Origin of the sequence: Rhodococcus sp. 4CII, assembly GCF_014256275.1 — a bacterium.
GTDB classification, from domain to species: Bacteria; Actinomycetota; Actinomycetes; order Mycobacteriales; family Mycobacteriaceae; genus Rhodococcus_F; species Rhodococcus_F wratislaviensis_A.
This window is the reverse complement of record NZ_JACCFE010000002.1, coordinates 6,315,732-6,335,689: the sequence shown is the minus strand read 5'-3', so window position 1 is coordinate 6,335,689 and position 19,958 is coordinate 6,315,732. Positions and strand designations below refer to the sequence as shown.

General features: G+C 68.4%; 20 protein-coding genes. 9 read left to right on the top strand and 11 right to left on the bottom strand.

Going from position 1 to position 19,958, the window contains the following annotated elements:
* Nucleotides 1-3: 3 nt before the first annotated feature.
* The 7 genes from octT to H0B43_RS30070 all read right to left on the bottom strand — a co-directional run bounded on the left by octT (nucleotide 4) and on the right by H0B43_RS30070 (nucleotide 6,313).
* Nucleotides 4-801, bottom strand: coding sequence for a diglucosylglycerate octanoyltransferase (gene octT, locus H0B43_RS30100; RefSeq protein WP_185724598.1), 798 nt, complete (start codon nucleotides 799-801; stop codon nucleotides 4-6).
* Nucleotides 788-1,447, bottom strand: coding sequence for a histidine phosphatase family protein (locus tag H0B43_RS30095; RefSeq protein WP_185724599.1), 660 nt, complete (start codon nucleotides 1,445-1,447; stop codon nucleotides 788-790). The genes octT and H0B43_RS30095 overlap by 14 nt, the downstream gene beginning before the upstream one ends.
* Nucleotides 1,444-1,866: a ribosome silencing factor gene (gene rsfS, locus H0B43_RS30090; RefSeq protein ID WP_185724600.1), complete on the bottom strand. Its 423-nt coding sequence runs from the start codon at nucleotides 1,864-1,866 to the stop codon at nucleotides 1,444-1,446. Before rsfS ends, H0B43_RS30095 begins: the two co-directional genes overlap by 4 nt.
* Nucleotides 1,867-1,900: 34 nt before the next feature.
* On the bottom strand, nucleotides 1,901-2,596 hold the full coding sequence (nadD, locus tag H0B43_RS30085) for a nicotinate-nucleotide adenylyltransferase (protein WP_185724601.1): 696 nt from the start codon (nucleotides 2,594-2,596) through the stop codon (nucleotides 1,901-1,903).
* A gap of 19 nt (nucleotides 2,597-2,615) precedes the next feature.
* Nucleotides 2,616-4,076, bottom strand: a complete 1,461-nt coding sequence (locus H0B43_RS30080) for a VWA domain-containing protein (protein ID WP_185724602.1) — start codon at nucleotides 4,074-4,076, stop codon at nucleotides 2,616-2,618.
* Between the two features lie 10 nt (nucleotides 4,077-4,086).
* Nucleotides 4,087-4,968, bottom strand: coding sequence for a MoxR family ATPase (locus H0B43_RS30075; protein ID WP_185724603.1), 882 nt, complete (start codon nucleotides 4,966-4,968; stop codon nucleotides 4,087-4,089).
* 64 nt (nucleotides 4,969-5,032) lie between these two features.
* The gene (locus H0B43_RS30070; protein WP_185724604.1) at nucleotides 5,033-6,313 is read right to left on the bottom strand and encodes a glutamate-5-semialdehyde dehydrogenase; all 1,281 of its coding nucleotides are present in this window, start codon (nucleotides 6,311-6,313) and stop codon (nucleotides 5,033-5,035) included.
* A gap of 139 nt (nucleotides 6,314-6,452) precedes the next feature.
* Between H0B43_RS30070 and H0B43_RS30065 the strand changes: the two genes are divergently transcribed.
* The 9 genes from H0B43_RS30065 (at nucleotide 6,453) to H0B43_RS30025 (ending at nucleotide 16,468) form a co-directional block, all read left to right on the top strand.
* Complete coding sequence (locus tag H0B43_RS30065; protein WP_185724605.1) at nucleotides 6,453-7,553, top strand: NADH:flavin oxidoreductase/NADH oxidase; 1,101 nt, start codon at nucleotides 6,453-6,455, stop codon at nucleotides 7,551-7,553.
* Between the two features lie 243 nt (nucleotides 7,554-7,796).
* Nucleotides 7,797-9,266, top strand: a complete 1,470-nt coding sequence (locus tag H0B43_RS30060; RefSeq protein ID WP_185724606.1) for an MFS transporter — start codon at nucleotides 7,797-7,799, stop codon at nucleotides 9,264-9,266.
* A 9-nt stretch (nucleotides 9,267-9,275) separates the two neighbouring features.
* The gene (locus H0B43_RS30055) at nucleotides 9,276-10,142 is read left to right on the top strand and encodes a ribokinase (RefSeq protein WP_185724607.1); all 867 of its coding nucleotides are present in this window, start codon (nucleotides 9,276-9,278) and stop codon (nucleotides 10,140-10,142) included.
* Nucleotides 10,143-10,202: 60 nt separating this feature from the next.
* Entirely contained in the window at nucleotides 10,203-12,302 is a 2,100-nt protein-coding gene (locus H0B43_RS30050; RefSeq protein ID WP_185724608.1) for an ATP-dependent DNA helicase RecQ, read from the top strand.
* A gap of 151 nt (nucleotides 12,303-12,453) precedes the next feature.
* Nucleotides 12,454-12,966 carry a diaminobutyrate acetyltransferase gene (gene ectA, locus H0B43_RS30045; protein ID WP_185724609.1) on the top strand — a complete coding sequence of 171 codons (513 nt, stop codon included), beginning with the start codon at nucleotides 12,454-12,456 and terminating at the stop codon, nucleotides 12,964-12,966.
* Between the two features lie 27 nt (nucleotides 12,967-12,993).
* A complete protein-coding gene (ectB, locus tag H0B43_RS30040) occupies nucleotides 12,994-14,256 on the top strand; it encodes a diaminobutyrate--2-oxoglutarate transaminase (RefSeq protein ID WP_185724610.1) in 1,263 nt (420 codons plus the stop codon).
* 19 nt (nucleotides 14,257-14,275) lie between these two features.
* Entirely contained in the window at nucleotides 14,276-14,674 is a 399-nt protein-coding gene (locus tag H0B43_RS30035) for an ectoine synthase (RefSeq protein ID WP_005248060.1), read from the top strand.
* Nucleotides 14,675-14,683: 9 nt separating this feature from the next.
* A complete protein-coding gene (locus tag H0B43_RS30030) occupies nucleotides 14,684-15,619 on the top strand; it encodes a D-isomer specific 2-hydroxyacid dehydrogenase family protein (RefSeq protein WP_185724611.1) in 936 nt (311 codons plus the stop codon).
* A 21-nt stretch (nucleotides 15,620-15,640) separates the two neighbouring features.
* Nucleotides 15,641-16,468, top strand: coding sequence for an NAD-dependent protein deacetylase (locus H0B43_RS30025; RefSeq protein WP_185724612.1), 828 nt, complete (start codon nucleotides 15,641-15,643; stop codon nucleotides 16,466-16,468).
* Nucleotides 16,469-16,479: 11 nt separating this feature from the next.
* Here H0B43_RS30025 and proB read toward each other — a convergent pair whose 3' ends face one another.
* The 4 genes from proB to rplU form a co-directional block, all read right to left on the bottom strand.
* Complete coding sequence (proB, locus tag H0B43_RS30020; protein WP_185724613.1) at nucleotides 16,480-17,580, bottom strand: glutamate 5-kinase; 1,101 nt, start codon at nucleotides 17,578-17,580, stop codon at nucleotides 16,480-16,482.
* Nucleotides 17,577-19,037: a GTPase ObgE gene (obgE, locus tag H0B43_RS30015; protein ID WP_185724614.1), complete on the bottom strand. Its 1,461-nt coding sequence runs from the start codon at nucleotides 19,035-19,037 to the stop codon at nucleotides 17,577-17,579. The genes proB and obgE overlap by 4 nt, the downstream gene beginning before the upstream one ends.
* Before the next feature lie 143 nt (nucleotides 19,038-19,180).
* Nucleotides 19,181-19,444, bottom strand: a complete 264-nt coding sequence (gene rpmA / locus H0B43_RS30010; protein WP_005248077.1) for a 50S ribosomal protein L27 — start codon at nucleotides 19,442-19,444, stop codon at nucleotides 19,181-19,183.
* A gap of 42 nt (nucleotides 19,445-19,486) precedes the next feature.
* Nucleotides 19,487-19,798: a 50S ribosomal protein L21 gene (rplU, locus tag H0B43_RS30005; protein ID WP_005248081.1), complete on the bottom strand. Its 312-nt coding sequence runs from the start codon at nucleotides 19,796-19,798 to the stop codon at nucleotides 19,487-19,489.
* Nucleotides 19,799-19,958 lie beyond the last annotated feature (160 nt).

Here is a 19,958-nt window from a genome sequence, read left to right as displayed (position 1 = left end):
GGACTACTCGGCTCCGCTCGACACGGGATCGGCCGGAACGGCGTCCCCGCGGACCTCCGGCACGGCACCCGCCGCGCGGAGGGCTGTCAGCATGGCCGCTGCGACCTCGGTGTGCCCGTCCCAGCCCCAGTGAATGCCGTCCGGATTGCCGTGATCGCTGAAGACGTTGGCGCGCACCGCCTCCGCGAGATCGACGAGGGGTACGTTCTTCTCCTCCGACCAGGCGGTGATGGCGGCCACGGCACCGGGACGGCCCGCATGCACCTTGCCGTAAGCCTCGCTGCGATGCACGGACGGCAGGGTCCCGATGACGGGAAGTTCGGGGCGCATGTACGCGAGCGCCGCCCGGGAACTCTCCAGGTATTCGACGCTCAGCCGCGGGGGCAACGCCACCGGCCAGCCCAGCGGCGACAACCGCGGCTGGAGCCATTGGTAGCCGGTCCGTACGACGCGACGCAGCGCGGGTGGGCGGACGTAGCGCAACTGCTCGCGCAGTGCGGTCGGCAGCGGAGACGGGAGCGAGTCCATGCCTCCGACGGCGAACACGACGGCGCCGGCCCGGGGTACCGCGGACCACACGCGCGGGTCCTGCGTCAGCGCCCACCACACGTCGCGACTGGTCCAGCCGATCCGCGCGACGAGCTCGACGTCCCAACCAAGCTGCCGTGCAACGATGTTGGGCCAGATGTCGGGGTGGTCGGACGGGAGACCGCCCTTGGGTCCGTAATACGACAGCGAATCGGCGAGCACGAGCAGGACGGGGCGTTCCCCGGAACCGGCGCCCACCTCAGAGGACGTCACTGGCCACACTCGCGGAAGCGTTCCACACGTCGAGACGCCAGCTGAGCGAATCGGGTTGTCCGTACGCGCTCAGTTGCACCCAGCTGGTGTTGCCCAGTCCGCCCAGCACCGGCCAGCGATCGACGGGCAGATCGAGCAGTGCCGCGGTCAGCGCGGCGATCAATCCACCGTGCGCGACCAGGATCACCGGCTTCTCGGCCCAGTCCTCGTGCTTCTCGACGAGTTCGGCGACGACCGGCGTGCTGCGCCGCGCGACGTCGATCCGGCTCTCCCCGCCGGGCGGCGCCCACGTCGCATCGCCGCGCCACGTGGCACGTGCCCCGGGGGCGCGGGCATCGACGTCGAGGTGGGTGAGTCCCTGCCAGTCCCCGAGATGCGTCTCACGGAGTCGATCGTCGATCTGCACCGGCAGGCCGGCGTTGTCGCCGACCTCGACGGCGGTGTCGTAGGCGCGGCGCAGATCGGAGGACACGATGGAGATCGGCCTGCGACCGACCAGCGCGGACGCGGCGGCGCGGGCCTGCGACCGACCCAGCTCCGACAGTTCGGTGTCGAGCTGGCCCTGCATGCGGTTGTCGGCGTTGTACTCGGTCTGCCCGTGGCGGAGCAGTATCAGACGCCGCGGGGCACGGGGAGCATCCGTCACAGTTCGGACTCCCCATTTTCGGCGGCGCCCGCACCGTTCGTGCCTGCCGGACCCTGCTGCCCGAGACCCTCGACGGGCACCGTCGGGCAGTCCTTCCACAGCCGGTCGAGGGCGTAGAAGTTGCGCTCCTCGTTGTGCTGGACGTGGATGACGACGTCCACGAAATCGAGCAGTGCCCAACGGCCTTCGCGGGTGCCCTCACGACGCACCGGCTTGTGACCTGCCTCACGCAGACGATCTTCGATGTTCTCGACGATCGCATTCACCTGGCGCTCGTTGGGCGCGGAGGCGATGACGAAGCAGTCGGTGATGACCAGCTGCTCGGAGACATCGAGCACCACCACATCGGAGGCCAGCTTCTCGTCGGCAGCCACTGCCGCGATGCGTGCCATCTCGATGGCTTCGGTCGTTGCGCTCACGCGATGTTCTCCCAGTTCGTTCGAAAAGTGCTGACTAGCTCTTGGTCTTGTCCGGCGCCGGTTCGGACATCGTCGTCGCGCCGTCGAGGCGCTCGGAGTCCGGTGGCCGGTACAGGTTCCGTTTGGAGATGTACTGGACCACACCGTCCGGCACGAGGTACCACACAGGACGGTGGCGACTGGCGCGCCGCCGACATTCCGTCGAGGAGATCGCCAGAGCCGGGATTTCGATCAACGTGACCGCGTCCTCGGGCAACGCCTCCAGATGACCCGCCAGATGTTCGGTGTTGAGATCGAATCCCGGACGTGACACCCCGACGAACTTCGCCAGCGAGAACAGTTCCTCCCAGTCCTGCCAGGACAGGATACTCGCCAGGGCGTCCGCACCGGTAATGAAGTACAGCTCGGCGTCCGGGTGGTAGCTGCGCAGATCCCGCAGGGTGTCGACGGTGTAGGTGACCTTCTCCCGGTCGACGTCGACCCGGCTGACCGAGAATCGCGGATTCGACGCGGTGGCGATGACCGTCATCAGGTACCGGTCCTCGGCGGGGCTGACACCCTTGCCCTGCTTCTGCCACGGCCTGCCGGTGGGCACGAACACGACCTCGTCGAGGCTGAATCGGTCGGCGACCTCGCTGGCCGCCACCAGGTGACCGTGATGAATGGGGTCGAAGGTGCCGCCCATGACTCCCAGGCGGCGCCGACGTGCGCCCGCTGCTCCCTGTTCCACGAGTGTCGAGCTTACGTGGTCACACCGGCAGCAACCCGGCGACCACCGACGCCAGCTGCTGAGCGGATCGGCATTCGTGCATGCTGATGACCTCGTTGTACACCGCGGCCGCCGAGTCCCCCGATCCCCACTGTCCGCGGGGCTCCGGGTTGAGCCAGTGCGCGTGTTTCGCCACCGAGACGAGCCGGGCGAGGGCCTCCAGGTTGGGGTCCCGGTAGTTGTTGCGGCCGTCGCCGAGCACCAGCAGCGACGAACGCGACGTGATGCTCTGGGAGAATCGCTCGGCGAACACCCCGAACGCGTTGCCGTAGTCGGAGTGACCGTCGTAGCCGACCAGGTCGGCTTCCCGGATCATCCGCGACATGGCACTGCCGAGGTCGGCGCCGGCGTCGAAGAACCGGGTGACCTCGTCGGTGGTGTCGATGAACGCGAACACCCGAACCCGCGAGAACTGTTCGCGCAGCGCGTGGACGAGCAGCAGCGTGAAGTGGCTGAACCCGGCGACCGATCCCGACACGTCGCACATCACGACCAGTTCGGGCCGCGCCCGCCGGGGCTTGCGCTGGACGAGGTCGATGGGCACTCCCCCGGTGGACATCGACTTGCGCAGGGTGCGGCGCAGGTCGATCGAACCGGCCCGGTTGCGGCTGCGCCGCACGGCCAGGCGGCTCGCGAGCAGCCGGGCCAGTGGGGTCACGTTGCGTTTCAGCGCGGTCAGTTCCGCGTCGGACGCGCGCAGGAAGTCGACTTCCTCGGCCAGCCGCGGCACACCGTACGACGCCACCCGCTCCTTGCCGAGGTTCTCGGCGGACCGTCGCCGCGTCTCCTTCTCGATCATCTTGCGAAAGTCGGCGATCCGCTGGGCGGCGGTGCGCTTGGCCACCTCGGACTCGTAGCTTTCCGTGCTCCTGGCCTCGCCGGCCTGCTGATTGCCGAGCAGGCCATCGAGGATCTTCTTCAGCAGGGTTTCCGGCGCCACATCGCGCAGCGCCTGGTACGCCGAGAACGACGGACCGTTCGCCGACTGGTACTGCCCGAGTTCCTCGACCATCTGCGCGGTGAGGAGCTCGGTGAGTTCGATCGCCTCCGGCGACCCGTCGGTGAGCAGTTCGACGATCAGCTCGCGCAGCGCCTCGTAGTCGATGTCACCGTTGGCGTTCCGCGGCAGGCTCGTGTCGATCGCCCCGTCCGCGCGGTTTCCGACCGCCGCCGGAAACCAGAGCTCGAACAACGCGTCGAATGTGGGCCGGTGGGTGGGCCGCCGCAGCAGCGCGCACGCGAGACCCTCGCGCAGCGATTCCCGGTCGAGCAGGTCGAGGACGGCCATGACCTGACCGGCATCGACCGTCTCGGACGGTCCGACCATGATGCCGCGCCGCCGCAACGCCTCGACGAAGTCGACGAGATGCCCGGGAAGGCCGTGCGGCGCGGCGGGACCGCCCGGCTTCGACCGAGACGCGAGTGGACCACCAGCAGCCATGGGGAGTCCTTCAGTTCAGTCGCAGCTCGGCAGCTGCCCGCAGCTGATCGGATTGGTGTTTGAGGACGACCCCCATCGTCGCGCGGACGGCGTCGTCGTCGAGGGTGTCGAGCCCCAACGCCAGGAGCGTGCGGCCCCAGTCGATGGTCTCGGCCACCGACGGCAGCTTCTTCAATTGCATGCCGCGCAGCACGCGGATCGTCTTGACCAGCTGCTCGGCGACCGCCTCGGGTAGCTGCGGCACGCGGCTCGCGAGGATGCGCCGCTCGAGGTCGGCGTCGGGGAAGTCGAGATGCAGGAAGAGGCAGCGGCGCTTGAGGGCCTCCGACAGTTCACGAGTGGCGTTCGAGGTGAGGACGACGAACGGCTTGCGCGTGGCCGTGATGGTGCCCAGTTCGGGGACGGTGACGGCGAAATCGCTGAGCACCTCGAGGAGCAGGCCCTCGATCTCGACGTCGGCCTTGTCGGTCTCGTCGATCAGCAGCACCGTCGGGTCCTCGCGCCGGATCGCGGTCAGCAGCGGCCGCGACAGCAGGAACTCCTCCGAGAAGACGTCCGCCTTGGTCGCATCCCAGCTGTGGTCGCTGCCGGCCTGGATGCGCAGAATCTGCTTCGCGTGATTCCACTCGTAGAGCGCGCGGGCCTCGTCGACGCCCTCGTAGCACTGCAACCGCACCAGTTCGGCGCCGGTGGTCTCGGCCACCGCGCGGGCGAGTTCGGTCTTACCGACCCCGGCGGGACCCTCGATGAGCAGGGGTTTCCCGAGCCGGTCGGCGAGGAACACCGCGGTCGCGGTGCCCTTGTCGGACAGGTACCCGGTTTCGGCGAGTCGGGCGACGACGTCGTCGACGCTCGCGAAGAACGGCGTCGTGGTGGGCAGCGCGCGGTCCACGCTCGCTCCTTTCGGCAGGGGTTACGGGCTGAGTGGCTCGACGGAAGGGACGGCCGGCACAGGTCTAGACCGGGCGGGTGTGCCCGTCACCCCACACGATCCACTTGGTGGAGGTCAGTTCGGGGAGACCCATCGGACCGCGCGCGTGCAGTTTCTGCGTGGAGATCCCGATCTCGGCGCCGAATCCGAACTGCTCACCGTCCGTGAAGGCGGTGGACGCGTTGACCATGACGGCGGCCGCGTCGACCCGGGCGGTGAATTCGCGGGCGGCCGCGAGGTCCGCCGTCACGATGGCCTCGGTGTGCCCGGTTCCGTACCTGTCGATGTGCTCGACCGCGGCGTTCAGGTCGTCGACCACCTTGAGCGCCAGATCCAGGGTGAGGTACTCCTCCGACCAGTCCGACTCGGTGGCGGGCACCAGTCCGGGCAGATCCCCGTGGACGGTCACGCTGTGCATCTGGAGGGCCTGCAGCAGCTTCGGGACGGCCGTCTCGGCGATCGCGGCGTCGATCAGCACCGTCTCGGCGGTATTGCAGACGCTCGGTCGTCGCGTCTTGGAGTTGAGCAGGATCCGTTCGGCCATCTCCAGGTCGGCCGCGGCGTGGACGTAGACGTGGCAGTTGCCGACGCCCGTCTCGATGGTCGGGACCGTCGCGTCGCGCACCACGGCGTCGATCAGACCGGCGCCGCCGCGGGGAATGACGACGTCCACCAGCCCGCGGGCCTGGATCAGGTGCGTCACGCTGGACCGATCCTCGCTCGGCAGCAACTGCACCGCGTCCTCGGGCAGCTCCTGCGCCGCCAGCGACGTCCGCAGTGCCGCGACCAGCGCCGCGTTCGACTTCGCCGCGGACGAGGACCCGCGCAGCAGGGCCGCGTTGCCCGACTTGAGTGCCAGCCCGAACGCGTCGACGGTGACGTTGGGCCGGGCTTCGTAGACCATGCCCACCACGCCGAGCGGAACACGCAGCTGACGGAGTTCGAGACCGTTCGGCAGTGTGGAACCGCGCACCACCTCACCGACCGGGTCGGGCAATCCGGCGACCTGACGCAGCCCGGACGCGATTCCCTCGATCCGGTCCGGCGTCAGCCGCAGCCGGTCGAGGAGGGAATCCTCGGTGCCCGACGCCCGGGCCGCCTCGATGTCGGCGGCGTTGGCGGCGAGGATGTCGTCCGCCGCGGCGAGCACGGTATCGGCCGCCGCGTGGAGCGCCGCGTCCTTCTGTGCGGTGGTGAGCAGCGCGAGGACCCGCGACGCGGTGCGGGCGCGACGGGCCGCTGCGTGGACGGCTTCACGGGTATCCACCGTGGCACCGGCCGACGAGGTGGAGGTCACTGCAGTCATGAAGACAGCCTATATACCGAGTCCGATACCCCGCGGGGCGGGAAGGGCCGGTACGTCGCGGGGCTGGACCGATCGGGAATGATTTCGTCCCTCGCGCAGGTTGCGACTGGTCGAGACCATCAGAGGCAGGAGTGCTGTAGTGAGCGTGTTGTTCGAGCCCATCACCTTCCGTGGAGTCACCATCCCCAATCGGGTGTGGATGGCGCCGATGTGCCAGTACTCGGCCGACGTGAGGGGCCGCGACGTGGGGGTGCCGGGCGACTGGCATCGGACGCACCTGGTGACCCGCGCCATCGGCGGCGCCGGACTGATCCTCACCGAAGCGACGGCCGTCAGCCCGGAGGGCCGCATCAGCGCGGCCGACCTCGGCATCTGGAACGACACTCAGACTCGGGCCTTCGCGGAGATCAACGCGCAACTCGAAGACTTCGGCGCGGTCCCGGGTATCCAGCTCGGTCACGCGGGACGGAAGGGGTCCGCGCACGTCCCGTGGCGCGGGGGCGGGAGCCTCGCCGGCGACGACGAGCTGGCGTGGCAGACGGTGGCGCCGAGCGCGATCGGATTCGGCGATCACACCCCACCCGCGGAGGCGACGGCGGACGACATCCGGAAGGTGGTCGCAGATTTCGCCGCCGCCGCCGAGCGGGCGTCCCGGGCCGGCTTCAAAGTCGTGGAAATCCATGCGGCACACGGCTATCTGCTTCACCAGTTCCTGTCACCGCTCAGCAACCACCGCACCGACGAGTACGGCGGCAGCTTCGCCGGACGCATCCGGCTGGTGCTCGAGGTCGTCGAGGCGGTGCGCGACGTGTGGCCCGCCGAGTTGCCCGTCTTCGTCCGGGTCTCGGCCACCGACTGGGTGTCGGAGGAAGCCGGTCTCGATGCGGACAGTTGGACGCCGGACCAGACCGTCGCCCTCGTGCAGGCGCTGGCCGACCTCGGTGTCGACCTAGTCGACGTCTCCAGCGGCGGCGTCGCCTCGGCGCGGATCCCCGTGGCGCCCGGATACCAGGTCCCGTTCGCCCGTCGTATCCAGACCGAGACCACGGTCCCGGCCGCTGCGGTCGGGCTCATCACCGAACCGGAGCAGGCCGAGCGGATCGTGGACGCCGGCGAAGCCGTCGCCGTGTTCCTCGGGCGCGAACTACTGCGAGACCCGTACTGGCCGCGAAAAGCCGCACTCGAATTGAATGCCCAGGTGACGCCGCAGATTCCGGCACAGTACGCCCGGGCGTACTGACGCTCGGGCCGACAAGCCCCCGGATCCTTTGCTACGGTAATCGCTCTTACAGCTGGTAGTCCCGCACCCCGGACGGTGGGGCGGGACCGAGCCACGAGCCAGAGCCGATCGGCGGGGGCCGCATCGCGCCGAAGGGCCGTGGGTTGCCGAACCCGACCAGCAATCGCCGTGCGGGCGACGAAAAGATGCGTGCATCAGGTACGTGCCCCGCGCGGGTGATAACTGCGCTGGGGAGCGCACGACATGAATGCACCAGACCACTCGATCACCTCGGCCGAGGTGGCCGAATCACCTGATGTCACAGTCACCGACGAGGCCTCCGTCAAACGCGCCGTCAAGGCCACCATGATCGGTAACGCCATGGAATGGTTCGACTTCGGCGTGTACGCCTACCTGGCGACCACCATCGGCAAGGTCTTCTTTCCCGAGGCCAGCGGTACCGCGCAGCTGTTGTCGACGTTCGCGATCTTCGCCGCAGCCTTCGTCGTCCGGCCGCTCGGCGGACTGTTCTTCGGTCCACTCGGCGACCGGATCGGCCGCAAGAAGGTCCTGGCCACGACGATCATCCTGATGGCGGGCAGCACGTTCGCGATCGGCCTGATCCCGAGCTACGGTTCCATCGGCCTCGTGGCACCGATCCTGCTGGTGCTGTTCCGGCTCGTGCAGGGATTCTCGACGGGCGGCGAGTACGGCGGCGCCAGCACTTTCGTCGCCGAGTACGCACCGGACAAGCGCCGCGGCTTCTTCGCGAGCTTCCTCGAGTTCGGAACCCTTGCCGGCTATGTCGCGGCCGCGGGCCTGGTCACCATCATCAGCACCGTCGTCAGCGCCGACGCGCTCGTCGACTGGGCGTGGCGGATCCCGTTCCTGCTCGCCGGTCCGCTCGGCCTGATCGGCCTCTACCTACGGCTGCGACTGGAGGAGACGCCCGCGTTCCAGCAGATGGAGCAGGCCGAAGAGCGTTCGCCGGCAGACGAATCCACGGGTGGCAAACTGCGCGAGACCCTGGTGGAGAACTGGCGTCCGCTCGTGTTGTGCGTCATCCTGGTCGCCACGTACAACATCGCGCACTACGGCCTGCTCAGCTACATGCCGACGTACCTGTCGAACACGCTCGGCTACGACGAATCGCACGGCCTGGTTCTCATGATCGTCGTGATGCTCATCATGATGGTCGGCATCAGCTTCGTCGGAAAGCTGTCCGACCGGGTGGGTCGTAAACCGTTGCTGCTGGCGGGTTTCGTCGGATTCTTCGCACTGTCGCTGCCCGCGTACCTCTTGATCGGGGTCGGCAACTACTTCACCGTCTTCCTCGGCCTCGCGATCCTCGGCGGGCTGCTGCTGCTCTTCGTGGGCGTCTTCCCGTCGGTCCTTCCCGCGTTGTTCCCCACCGGGATCCGCTACGGCGGCCTGGCGATCGGATACAACCTCGCGGTGTCGATCTTCGGTGGCACCACTCCCCTGGTCCTGACGGCCCTGCAGGACGCGACCGGCAGCGACCTCGTCGCGCCGATGTACATGATGGTCGCCGCGGTCGTCGGTGGCGTCGCGGTGCTGCTCATCTCGGAGACCGCCCGGAAGCCGCTGGAGGGTTCGCCGCCCGCCGTGGCCACGGACGCCGAGGCCCGTCGCATCCTCAAGCGTCTCCGCCGCAGCAAGAGCGACGCATCCGCGACGCACGCACCGGAGACGGCAGCCGTCGACGCGGGCTAGTCTCGGGATATGTCCGCTCCCAGGGTCGCCGTCGTCGGCAGCGTCAACATGGACATTCTGACGGCGACCGAGCGATTGCCCCGGCCGGGCGAAACGATTCTCGGCAGCGCCTTCGCCGCCACCCCCGGCGGCAAGGGCGCCAACCAGGCGATCGCAGCCGCGCGGGCGGGCGGTGACGTGACGTTCGTCGGCGCCGTCGGTTCCGACGTGTTCGCGCTCGACCTGCGTCAGGCCCTCGTCGACGCGGAAGTCGACACCGGTTTCCTGCGGGAGGTCGACGGGCCGAGCGGGATCGCGGCGATCACCGTCGACGCCGCCGGGGAGAACTGCATCGTCGTGGTCCCGGGTGCGAACAGCACCGTGGTGGATCTGACACCCGCGGAGCTCGCGGCGGTCGCCGATGCCGACGTCCTGCTCTGCCAACTCGAGATCCCGCTCGGCACCGTCGTGGCCGCGGCCGCGCACGCCGCGGCCCACGGCACCGTCGTCATGGTGAATCCGTCTCCCGCACAACCTCTTCCTCGCGAACTCGTGGAACTGGTCGACGTGCTGCTCGTCAACGAAACCGAGTCCGCACAACTCGGCGCCGACGTCACCGGCGCCGTCGCCCACCTGGTGACCACCCGGGGACCGGCGGGCGCCGACTACGCGGGCGGCGACGGCGTCACGCTCCACGCCGATTCCCCCGAGGTCGCGGTGGTCGACACGACCGGCGCCGGGGACGCTTTCGCCGGCGCCCTCGCGGTGTCCTGGCTGCGCGGGCCCGCCGCGGCGGTCCCGTTCGCGTGCACGGCCGGCGCGCTCGCCACCACGCGCCGCGGCGCCTCCACGTCGTCGCCGACCCTCGCCGAGATCGAGGCGGCCCTACCCGGCTGAGGCGCCCCCCGGATCTCCGCCGGCCTCGTCGATGTCACCCCTCTCGTGCACCATGGGGGCATGACGACCGCCACCGCACCCGCACTCCGTGACGAGGCCGAACGGCTGCTCCGCGAACTGGCAGGCGAGCACGCCACCCTCCGCGACGACCAGTGGACGGCGATCGAGGCGCTCGTGGTGGGCCGCAGGCGGGCGCTGGTCGTCCAGCGGACGGGCTGGGGCAAGTCGGCGGTCTATTTCATCGCCGCGAAGCTCCTGCGCGCGCACGGGCACGGTCCGACGGTCATCGTGTCGCCGCTCCTGGCCCTGATGCGGAACCAGGTGGCGTCGGCCGAGCGGGCGGGTGTGCGCGCCGCCACCATCAACTCCGGGAACGTCACCGAGTGGGACGAGATCCACACAAGGGTCGCCGAGAACGAACTCGACGTACTGCTGGTCAGCCCCGAACGCCTCAACAACCCCGACTTCCGGGACCAGGTCCTTCCTTCCCTCGCCGCCGACGCGGGACTGGTCGTCGTCGACGAGGCGCACTGCGTGTCGGACTGGGGGCACGACTTCCGTCCCGACTACCGGCGGATCCGCACCCTGATCGCGGAGCTCGGCGAGGGCATCCCCGTGCTCGCGACCACCGCCACCGCGAACGACCGCGTGGTCTCCGACGTCTCCACGCAGCTGGGGGTCGGCGGCGCGGAGACCCTCGTCCTCCGGGGTGGCCTCGAACGCGAATCGCTGCACCTGTCGGTCGTCCAGATTCCGGAGGCCACCGCCCGCGCGGCCTGGCTCGCCCAGAAGCTCGACAGCCTGCCCGGGTCGGGCATCATCTACGCACTCACCGTGTCGGCGGCGCGGGACCTGGCGAGCCTGCTGTCGGAGCAGGGCCACACGGTCGCCGCGTACACCGGGCAGACCGACGCCGCCGAACGGGAGAGCCTCGAACAGGATCTGCTCGGCAACCGGGTCAAGGCCCTCGTGGCCACGTCCGCGCTGGGAATGGGGTTCGACAAGCCCGACCTGGGGTTCGTCGTGCACCTCGGCGCACCCTCGTCCCCCATCTCCTACTACCAGCAGGTGGGGCGTGCGGGACGCTCCACCGATCGCGCCGAGGTGATCCTGCTGCCGGGATCCGAGGACAAGCAGATCTGGAGTTATTTCGCGTCCGTGGCGTTCCCCCGCGAGCACGTGGTGCGCCGGGTGATCGAGGTCCTCGACACCGACCGGCCGCAGTCGACGCAGGCGCTCGAGCCTCTGGTGGAGCTGGGGCGCACGCGCCTGGAGATGGTGTTGAAGGTCCTCGACGTCGACGGTGCGGTGCGCCGGGTGCGCGGGGGCTGGGTGGGCACCGGGCAGCCGTGGACGTACGACACCGACCGCTACGAGCGTCTCGAGCGGGCCCGTGAGTCCGAGCAGCGGGCGATGATCGACTACCAGCGGATCACCACGTGCCGGATGGCGTTCCTGCGCGAGCAGCTCGACGATCCGGGCCTGGCTGCGGGGACCGCGGACTGCGGGCGGTGCGACAACTGCACCGGAGTGCGCCACGACGCGACCGTGGACGCCGCGGCGGTGCAACAGACCAGATCGCGCCTCGAGCGGCCTGGTGTGGATCTGGCGCCCCGTAAACAGTGGCCCACGGGACTCGCGAAGCTCGGCGTGAAGCTGTCCGGGAAGATCACCGACGGCCCCGAACCGGGGCGCGTCCTGGGCCGGCTGTCCGACCTCGGCTGGGGTCAGCGGCTCCGTTCCCTCCTCGACGAACCGGACGGCCCGGCCCCCGACGCCGTCCTGAAGGCCTGCATCCAGGTGCTCGCGTCCTGGGACTGGGCCGAGCGGCCCACCGCGGTCATGGCCGTCGAATCCGCCACCCACCCGATCCTGTCGGCCTCGATCGCGGGGCAACTCGCAGCCGTCGGACGGCTCACCGACCTGGGAGTTCTGCGGCTGCGCCCGGAGCATCCGCCGGTGTCGGCGGCCAACTCCGCCTACCGGGTGGCCGGACTCGTCGACGCGTGGGAGGCCCCGGCCCTTCCCGAAGGCGCCGGTCCGGTGTTGCTCGTCGACACCCTCACGGACACCGGCTGGACCCTCACGATGGCCGCCAGAACGGTTCTTGCTGCAGGCGCCACCTCCGTCCTCCCCTTCGCGCTCGCGAGTCTCAAATAGGCGAAGTGTGTCGCTTGCGGTTTACCCAAGAGTTACATAATGTGATGAGCATCACTTTGCACGTCTCACCTGCAAAGCTCCGCCACCTGAACTGTCCAATTTCGCGAGGCACGTGAAATCGAAGGGGATGGTTGTTAGGTTCGAATTTCCAATGACGCCTGTTCAGAAGAGTGCCAACCCGACCACCGCGCCGGACGCGGTGTTGTTCAGAAGTCCAGAGATCACTGACGGAGTCCGGCTCTGGGAGATCGCCAGGAACACGGAAGTGCTCGACCTCAATTCGAGCTACGCATACCTGTTGTGGTGTAGAGATTTCAGCCGCTCGTCGGTCGTCGCAGTCGTCGACGAGCGCGTCGTGGGGTTCGTCACGGGGTTCATCCGTCCCGAATCCCCAGCGACGCTGTTCGTCTGGCAAGTTGCCGTAGACGCAGACCAGCGTGGCAAGGGAATTGCCGGTCGCATGCTGAGCGCGTTGCTCGATCGACTTGCACCCGAAGGTATTACCCACCTCGAGACGACGATCAGCCCCGACAACGAAGCGTCGATCGCGCTGTTCACCGCATTGGCGCGTCGCCGAGATACGGCGATCAACAAGCAAGATCTGTTCTCCCCTAACGATTTTCCCGATGGACACGAAGCCGAAGATCTGTACACGATCGGCTAAGAGCATGCCCCGGAGGAATGCAGCAACATGACTACTTTTGATATGAACATCTTCGAGAGCCTCGAGTCCGAGGTTCGCAGCTACAGCCGCGGCTGGCCCGCCGTCTTCGAGTCGGCGTCGGGATCGTGGATCCGCGACGAGAACGGCCGCGACTACCTCGATTTCTTCGCCGGCGCCGGTTCGCTGAACTACGGCCACAACAACCCGGTCCTGAAGTCGGCGCTGGTCGACTACATCGTCGGCGACGGCATCACGCACGGTCTCGACATGTCGACCGTGGCCAAACGCGAACTGCTCGAGACATTCGAGGACAAGATCTTGAAACCGCGAGGTCTCGACTACAAGGTCCAGTTCCCCGGACCCACCGGCACCAACACGGTCGAGGCCGCCCTGAAATTGGCCCGCAAGGTCACCGGTCGTTCGTCGATCATCAACTTCACGAACGCTTTTCACGGGATGACACTCGGCGCCCTGTCGGTCACCGGTAACTCGATGAAGCGTGCCGGCGCCGGTATCCCGCTGGTGCACGCCACCCCGATGCCGTTCGACAACTACTTCGACGGAGTCACCGAGGACTTCCACTGGTTCTCCCGGGTGCTCGACGACTCGGGCAGTGGCCTGAACCGGCCGGCCGCCGTAATCGTCGAGACCGTGCAGGGTGAGGGCGGCGTCAACGTCGCCCGTCCCGAGTGGCTGCGTGCCCTCGCCGACCTGTGCGCCGAGCGCGACATCCTGCTGATCGTCGACGACGTGCAGATGGGGTGCGGACGCACCGGCCCGTTCTTCTCGTTCGAGATCGCGGGCATCACTCCGGATATCGTGTGCCTGTCGAAGTCGATCGGCGGCTACGGCCTCCCGATGGCGCTGACGCTGTTCAAGCGCGAACTCGACGTGTGGGGCCCGGGCGAGCACAACGGCACGTTCCGCGGCAACAACCCGTCGTTCGTCACGTCGAAGGTCGCCCTGGACCACTACTGGTCCGACGACACCCTGCACGAGTCGACGCTGGCCAAGGGCGACAAGATCCACCAGGCGTTCACCGACCTGGCGAACCAGTTCGACGGCTCCGTCTCCACCCGCGGCCGCGGTCTCGTCCAGGGCCTCGTGTTCGACGAGCCGGAGAAGGCGGGCAAGGTGTGCGCACTCGCGTTCGACGAAGGACTGCTCGCGGAGACCTCCGGCCCGTCCGACGAGGTGGTCAAGCTCCTGCCGGCGCTCACCATCACCGACGAGGAACTGGACCACGGCCTCGCGATTCTCGCCGACGCCACCAGCAAGGTTTGCAGCTAGAGAGAGGACTGACACTTCCATGATCGTTCGCACCACCGCAGAGATCACCGACACCGAGCGCGACATCACCAGCGAGGACGGCAACTGGCGCAGCAAGCGCATCATCCTCGGCGGCGACAAAGTGGGTTTCTCGTTCCACGAGACCACGATCAAAGCGGGTTCGGTCAACGAGTTCCACTACGCCAACCACGTCGAGGCCGTCTGGCTCGTCGAGGGAACCGGCAAATTGATCGACCTCGACAACGACAAGGTCTACGAACTCGGCCCCGGTTCGATGTACCTGCTCAACGGTCACGAGCGTCATCGCGTGGAGCCCGACACCGAGATGCGCATGCTGTGCGTGTTCAACCCGCCCGTCACCGGCCGTGAGGTCCACGACGAAAATGGTGTCTACCCCTTGATCGAGGTTCCCGCGTAAGTTCGACCCATGGTCGTCGACGCTGCTGTTCCAGCCATAGCCATCGGACCCGCCCCGGACCCGCTCCTCGAGGATGCGGTGCGCCGGGGCGGTGCCCGTGTCGCCCCCCTCGAGTCCGCTGACGCCCTGGTCTGGACCACCGGTCCGATCGGGTTCCCGGACCCGTTGCCCGGAAACATCCGCTGGGTGCAACTGAACTCCGCGGGCGTCGAGGAGTGGTTCGCCGCGAAGGTGATCAGACCCGACTCCACTGTGCTGTGGACGTCCGCGGCGGGCGCGTTCGCCGCCACCGTCGCCGAGCACGCGCTGACGCTGCTGCTGGCCGGGGTGCGGGCACTTCCCGAGCACCTCGAGGCGAAGACCTGGCGCCAACAGGAGTTCTTCTCGAAGATCGGTACCCTGCGGGGCACCACGGTCGCCATCGTGGGTGCCGGCGGCATCGGCAAGGCGCTGATCCCGATGCTCGCGGGTGTCGGGGCCGACGTCATCGCGGTGAACCGCTCCGGCAGCCCCGTACCGGGCGCGATCGAGACACTCCCCACCACCCGCCTGGGCGAGGTGTGGGCCCGCGCGGATCACTTCGTGCTCGGCGCTCCCGCCACCGACGCCACACACCATCTGGTCGGTGCCGCGGAATTCGCCCAGATGAAGCCGACCGCGTGGGTGATCAACGTGGCGCGCGGCTCCCTCGTCCACACCAACGCGTTGGTGAAGGCGCTGCGGGACAACACCATCGGCGGAGCGGGGCTCGACGTCACCGATCCGGAGCCGCTTCCCGACGGTCACCCGCTGTGGGACCTGCCCAACGTGATCATCACCCCGCACGATTCCAACCCGCCGTCGGTCCGTCCGCCGGCGTTCGCCGAGCACGTGGCACTGAACGTGACTCGTTTCGTCGCGGGCGAGAATCTCACCGCGCTGATCGATCCTGTCGTCGGATACTGAGCTTTCGCTACTCTGGAGTGCGTGTTCGACCGACTGATCGACGTACTCGGCGGCCGGCGGCTGTGTGTGATCACCGGCGCCGGCATCTCGACGGATTCCGGTATCCCCGACTACCGGGGCCCGGATTCGCCGCCGCGCAATCCCATGACGTTCCAGCAATTCACCGGTGACCCCGAGTTCCGCCGCCACTACTGGGCGCGGAACCACGTGGGATGGCGGCACATGGACGCCGCGCGGCCCAACACCGGGCATCGCGCCCTGGCGGGCCTCGAACGGGCGGGCGTCGCGAGCGCGGTCATCACACAGAACGTCGACCTCCTGCACACGAAGGCAGGCAGTCGCCGGGTGATCGACCTGCACGGCACGTACGCCCAGGTCCGGTGCCTGAACTGCGACGCCCTGATCTCGCGCGCGACGCTCGCCGACCGGCTCGAGCGGGCCAACCCCGGTTTCGCCGAAACCGTCGCTGCCACAATGGGAGTGGAGATCGCACCGGACGCCGACGCGGTGATCACCAGCACCGGGCATTTCCGGATGGTCGACTGCGAGGCGTGCGGCGGACTGCTCAAACCCGACATCGTCTACTTCGGCGAATCCGTGCCGAAAGCGAGGGTGGCCGCCGCGTACGCCGTGGTGGACGAGGCCGAGGCGCTGCTGGTGGCCGGGTCGTCGCTCACGGTCATGTCGGGACTGCGGTTCGTCCGCCGCGCCGCGAAACTCGGAATCCCGATCGTCATCGTCAACCGGGGGACGACGCGCGGCGACGAGTTCGCCACACTCACCGTCCACGCCGGCTGCTCGGAGGCACTCACCGCGCTGCTCGACGCGTCGTCCGCGCTGCCCGCCTGAGCGTCAGCGCGTCAGAGCGGCACCAGGTCGTCGGCGTGGACCACGGGACGCTGCATCTCGGCGGGCAGTTCCTGCGTCGACTTGCCCAGGATGTCGCTGATCTCCGCGGAGTCGTAGGCCACCACTCCCCTGGCCACCGGGCGTTCCTCGGGGCCGAGGAGTGACACGACGTCACCGCCGTAGAACCGCCCCGACACCCCGGTGATGCCCGCGGGCAGCAGCGAGCGCCGCTTGGTGACGACGGCGCGGACCGCACCCTCGTCGATGTGCAGGATCCCCTGCTCGTCCGCGGCGTGACGCACCCAGAACTTGCGCGCCGACAATCGCGACGGCCGGGCCGCGAACGCGGTCCCCACCCCGGCGTCCCGCAGCGCCGACCCGGCGTCCGAGGCAGCGGCGAGCAGGACCGGCACCCCGGCATCGGCCGCGAGGCGCGCGGCCGACAGCTTGGATGCCATGCCGCCGGTGCCGAGGGCGCCGCCCGAGCCCGCGACCACCCCGTCGAGATCCTCGGGGCTGTTCACTTCGGGAATCAGCGTCGCGTTGCCCTTGCGGGGGTCGCCGTCGTACAGCCCGTCGACATCCGACAGCAGCACGAGCGCGTCGGCGCCGACCAGGTGCGCGACGAGCGCCGCGAGCCGGTCGTTGTCGCCGAATCGCAGCTCCGCCGTGGCGACGGTGTCGTTTTCGTTGACGATCGCGACCGCATGCAGGGCGCGCAGGCGGTCGAGAGTGCGTTGCGCGTTGCGGTGCTGTGCGCGGCGGGCGATGTCGTCCGCGGTGAGGAGCACCTGCCCGACCGTGCGCCCGTACCGGGCGAACGACGTGCCCCAGGCGTGGGCCAGCGCCAGCTGGCCCACGCTCGCGGCGGCCTGTTTCGTCGCCAGGTCGCGTGGCCGCCTGGTCAGCCCGAGCGGGGCCAGGCCCGCGCCGACGGCCCCGGAGGACACGACGACCACGTCGGAACCGGCACGCATCCGTGCTTCGATTGCGTCGGCCAGCGCGTCGAGTCGACCGACGTCGAGCCCGCCGACCAGGCTGGTCAGCGCGGACGATCCGATCTTCACGACAATGCTGCCCGCCGACGCGACCGTGCGCCGGGTGGCGCTCACTGGTCTTCGGGGTCGAGGCCCTCGAGACCGCGACGGACCCTGGATGCGTGTTTGCGTTCGGTGGCGCCGATGCGCTCCACCTGGTCGAGACGCGGGTCGGTGCCGCGCCCGGTGCGGGTGAGGTCCACGCCGGCGGGTGTCTGCGGCTCCCAGTCGAAGCTCACGTCGCCGATCGTGACGGACGCGCCCGGTTCCGCGCCCTGCTTGACCAGTTCGGTTTCCACACCGAGCCGCGCGAGGCGGTCTGCGAGGTAACCCACGGCCTCGTCGTTGTCGAACTGCGTCTGCCGCACCCAGCGCTCCGGCCGCGTACCGCGGACGATGAACCCGCCGGGAATCTCGGGGTCGGCGACGACGCTGAAGCTGTTCTCGTTGGCGATCACGGGACGGATCACCTGACGCTTCGGCGCTGCCTTCGGGTGCGCCTCACGGTAGTCCGCGACCAGCTTCGCCAACGCGAACGTCAAGGGACGCAATCCTTCTCGGCTGACCGCCGAGATCGTGAAGATCGGCCACCCGCGGGCCTCGAGGTCGGGCGTCACCATCTCGGCCAGCTCGGCCGCCTCCGGCACGTCGGCCTTGTTCAGGATCACGATGCGAGGGCGGTCGGCGAGATCGCCGAGTCCGGTGTCCCCGGACAGCGCGCCCCTGTACGCCGCGAGTTCGGCCTCGAGCGCATCGATGTCGGAGATCGGATCGCGGCCGGGGTCGAGGGTCGCGCAATCGACGACGTGGGCCAGCACGGCGCACCGCTCGAGGTGACGCAGGAAGTCCAGTCCTAGCCCGCGGCCGTCGCTGGCGCCGGGGATGAGCCCGGGCACGTCGGCCACCGTGAACGTGGTGTCGCCGCTCGAGACGACACCGAGGTTCGGGACGAGGGTGGTGAACGGATAGTCGGCGATCTTCGGCTTCGCAGCCGAGAGGACGGACACGAGCGAGGACTTGCCCGCCGACGGGAATCCGACGAGCCCCACATCGGCCACCGATTTCAACTCGAGGACGAGTTCGCGCTCCACACCGTCTTCACCGAGGAGGGCGAAGCCCGGCGCTTTGCGCGCCTTGGAGGACAGGGCAGCGTTTCCGAGCCCGCCGCGGCCACCCTGGGCGGCCTCGAAACGGGTGCCGACACCGATGAGGTCGGCGAGGACGCGGCCGTCCTCGTCGAGCACGACGGTGCCGTCGGGGACCTTGAGGATCAGGTCGTCACCCTGGGCGCCGTCGCGATTGCTGCCCATACCCTGCTTGCCGTTGGTGGCCTTCGCGTGGGGGTGGAAATGGAAGTCGAGGAGGGTGTGGACGTTGCCGTCCACCTCGAGGACGACGTCACCGCCACGCCCGCCGTTGCCGCCGTCCGGGCCACCGAGCGGTTTGAACTTCTCCCGGTGTACGGAGGCGCAGCCATTGCCGCCTTTTCCGGCGCTGACGTGCAGCACGACGCGGTCAATGAATCGGGACATGACTGCCGGATCCTTCCTCAGTCAATTGTGTTGATCTCACTCTGAAACAAACAATAGGGGCGGACCGGGTATCTCGACCCAGGTCCGCCCCTATTTGGGAGCTTGAAACGCCCCTCACGGGACGATGCATACTCGCGGCAGGACTAGGCCTCTGCCGCCGCCGGAACGATGTTCACGGTCTTGCGTCCACGCTTGGTGCCGAACTCGACAGCACCGGCGGAGAGCGCGAAGAGCGTGTCGTCGCCGCCACGGCCGACGTTGACGCCGGGGTGGAAGTGGGTTCCGCGCTGACGCACCAGGATCTCGCCGGCGCTGACGGACTGGCCGCCGAAACGCTTCACGCCGAGTCGCTGAGCATTGGAATCGCGACCGTTACGGGAGCTGGATGCACCCTTCTTATGTGCCATGTTCTTGACCCTCCTCGGGTGAAATCAGCTCTGAAGCTCTAGCTACTTGATACCGGTGACCTTGAGGACCGTCAGCTTCTGCCTGTGGCCCTGACGCTTGTGGTAGCCGGTCTTGTTCTTGAACTTGTGGATCCGGATCTTCGGGCCCTTGGTGTGCTCGACGACCTCACCCGTGACCGAAATCTTGGCCAGCTTGTCGGCGTCGGTCGTCAGATCGGATCCGTCGACGACGAGAACGGGAGCAAGCGAGACAGCAGTGCCGGGCTCACCCTCGATCTTCTCGACCTTGACGAGGTCACCAACAGCGACCTTGTACTGCTTTCCGCCGGTCTTGACGATCGCGTACGTTGCCATCGGAGGGCTACCCCTTGCTTCTTCGAACTTGCTCGCGCCACAGTGTGCGCGACTGGTCTGGTGTGACGGCTAGCTCGGTCGAGGTCGCGCAGCCTTCACAGGTGAGGGCACAGCTGACCTTCATCGCCGAGTAGCGACTGGTCAAGGTTACAGGAAGGCA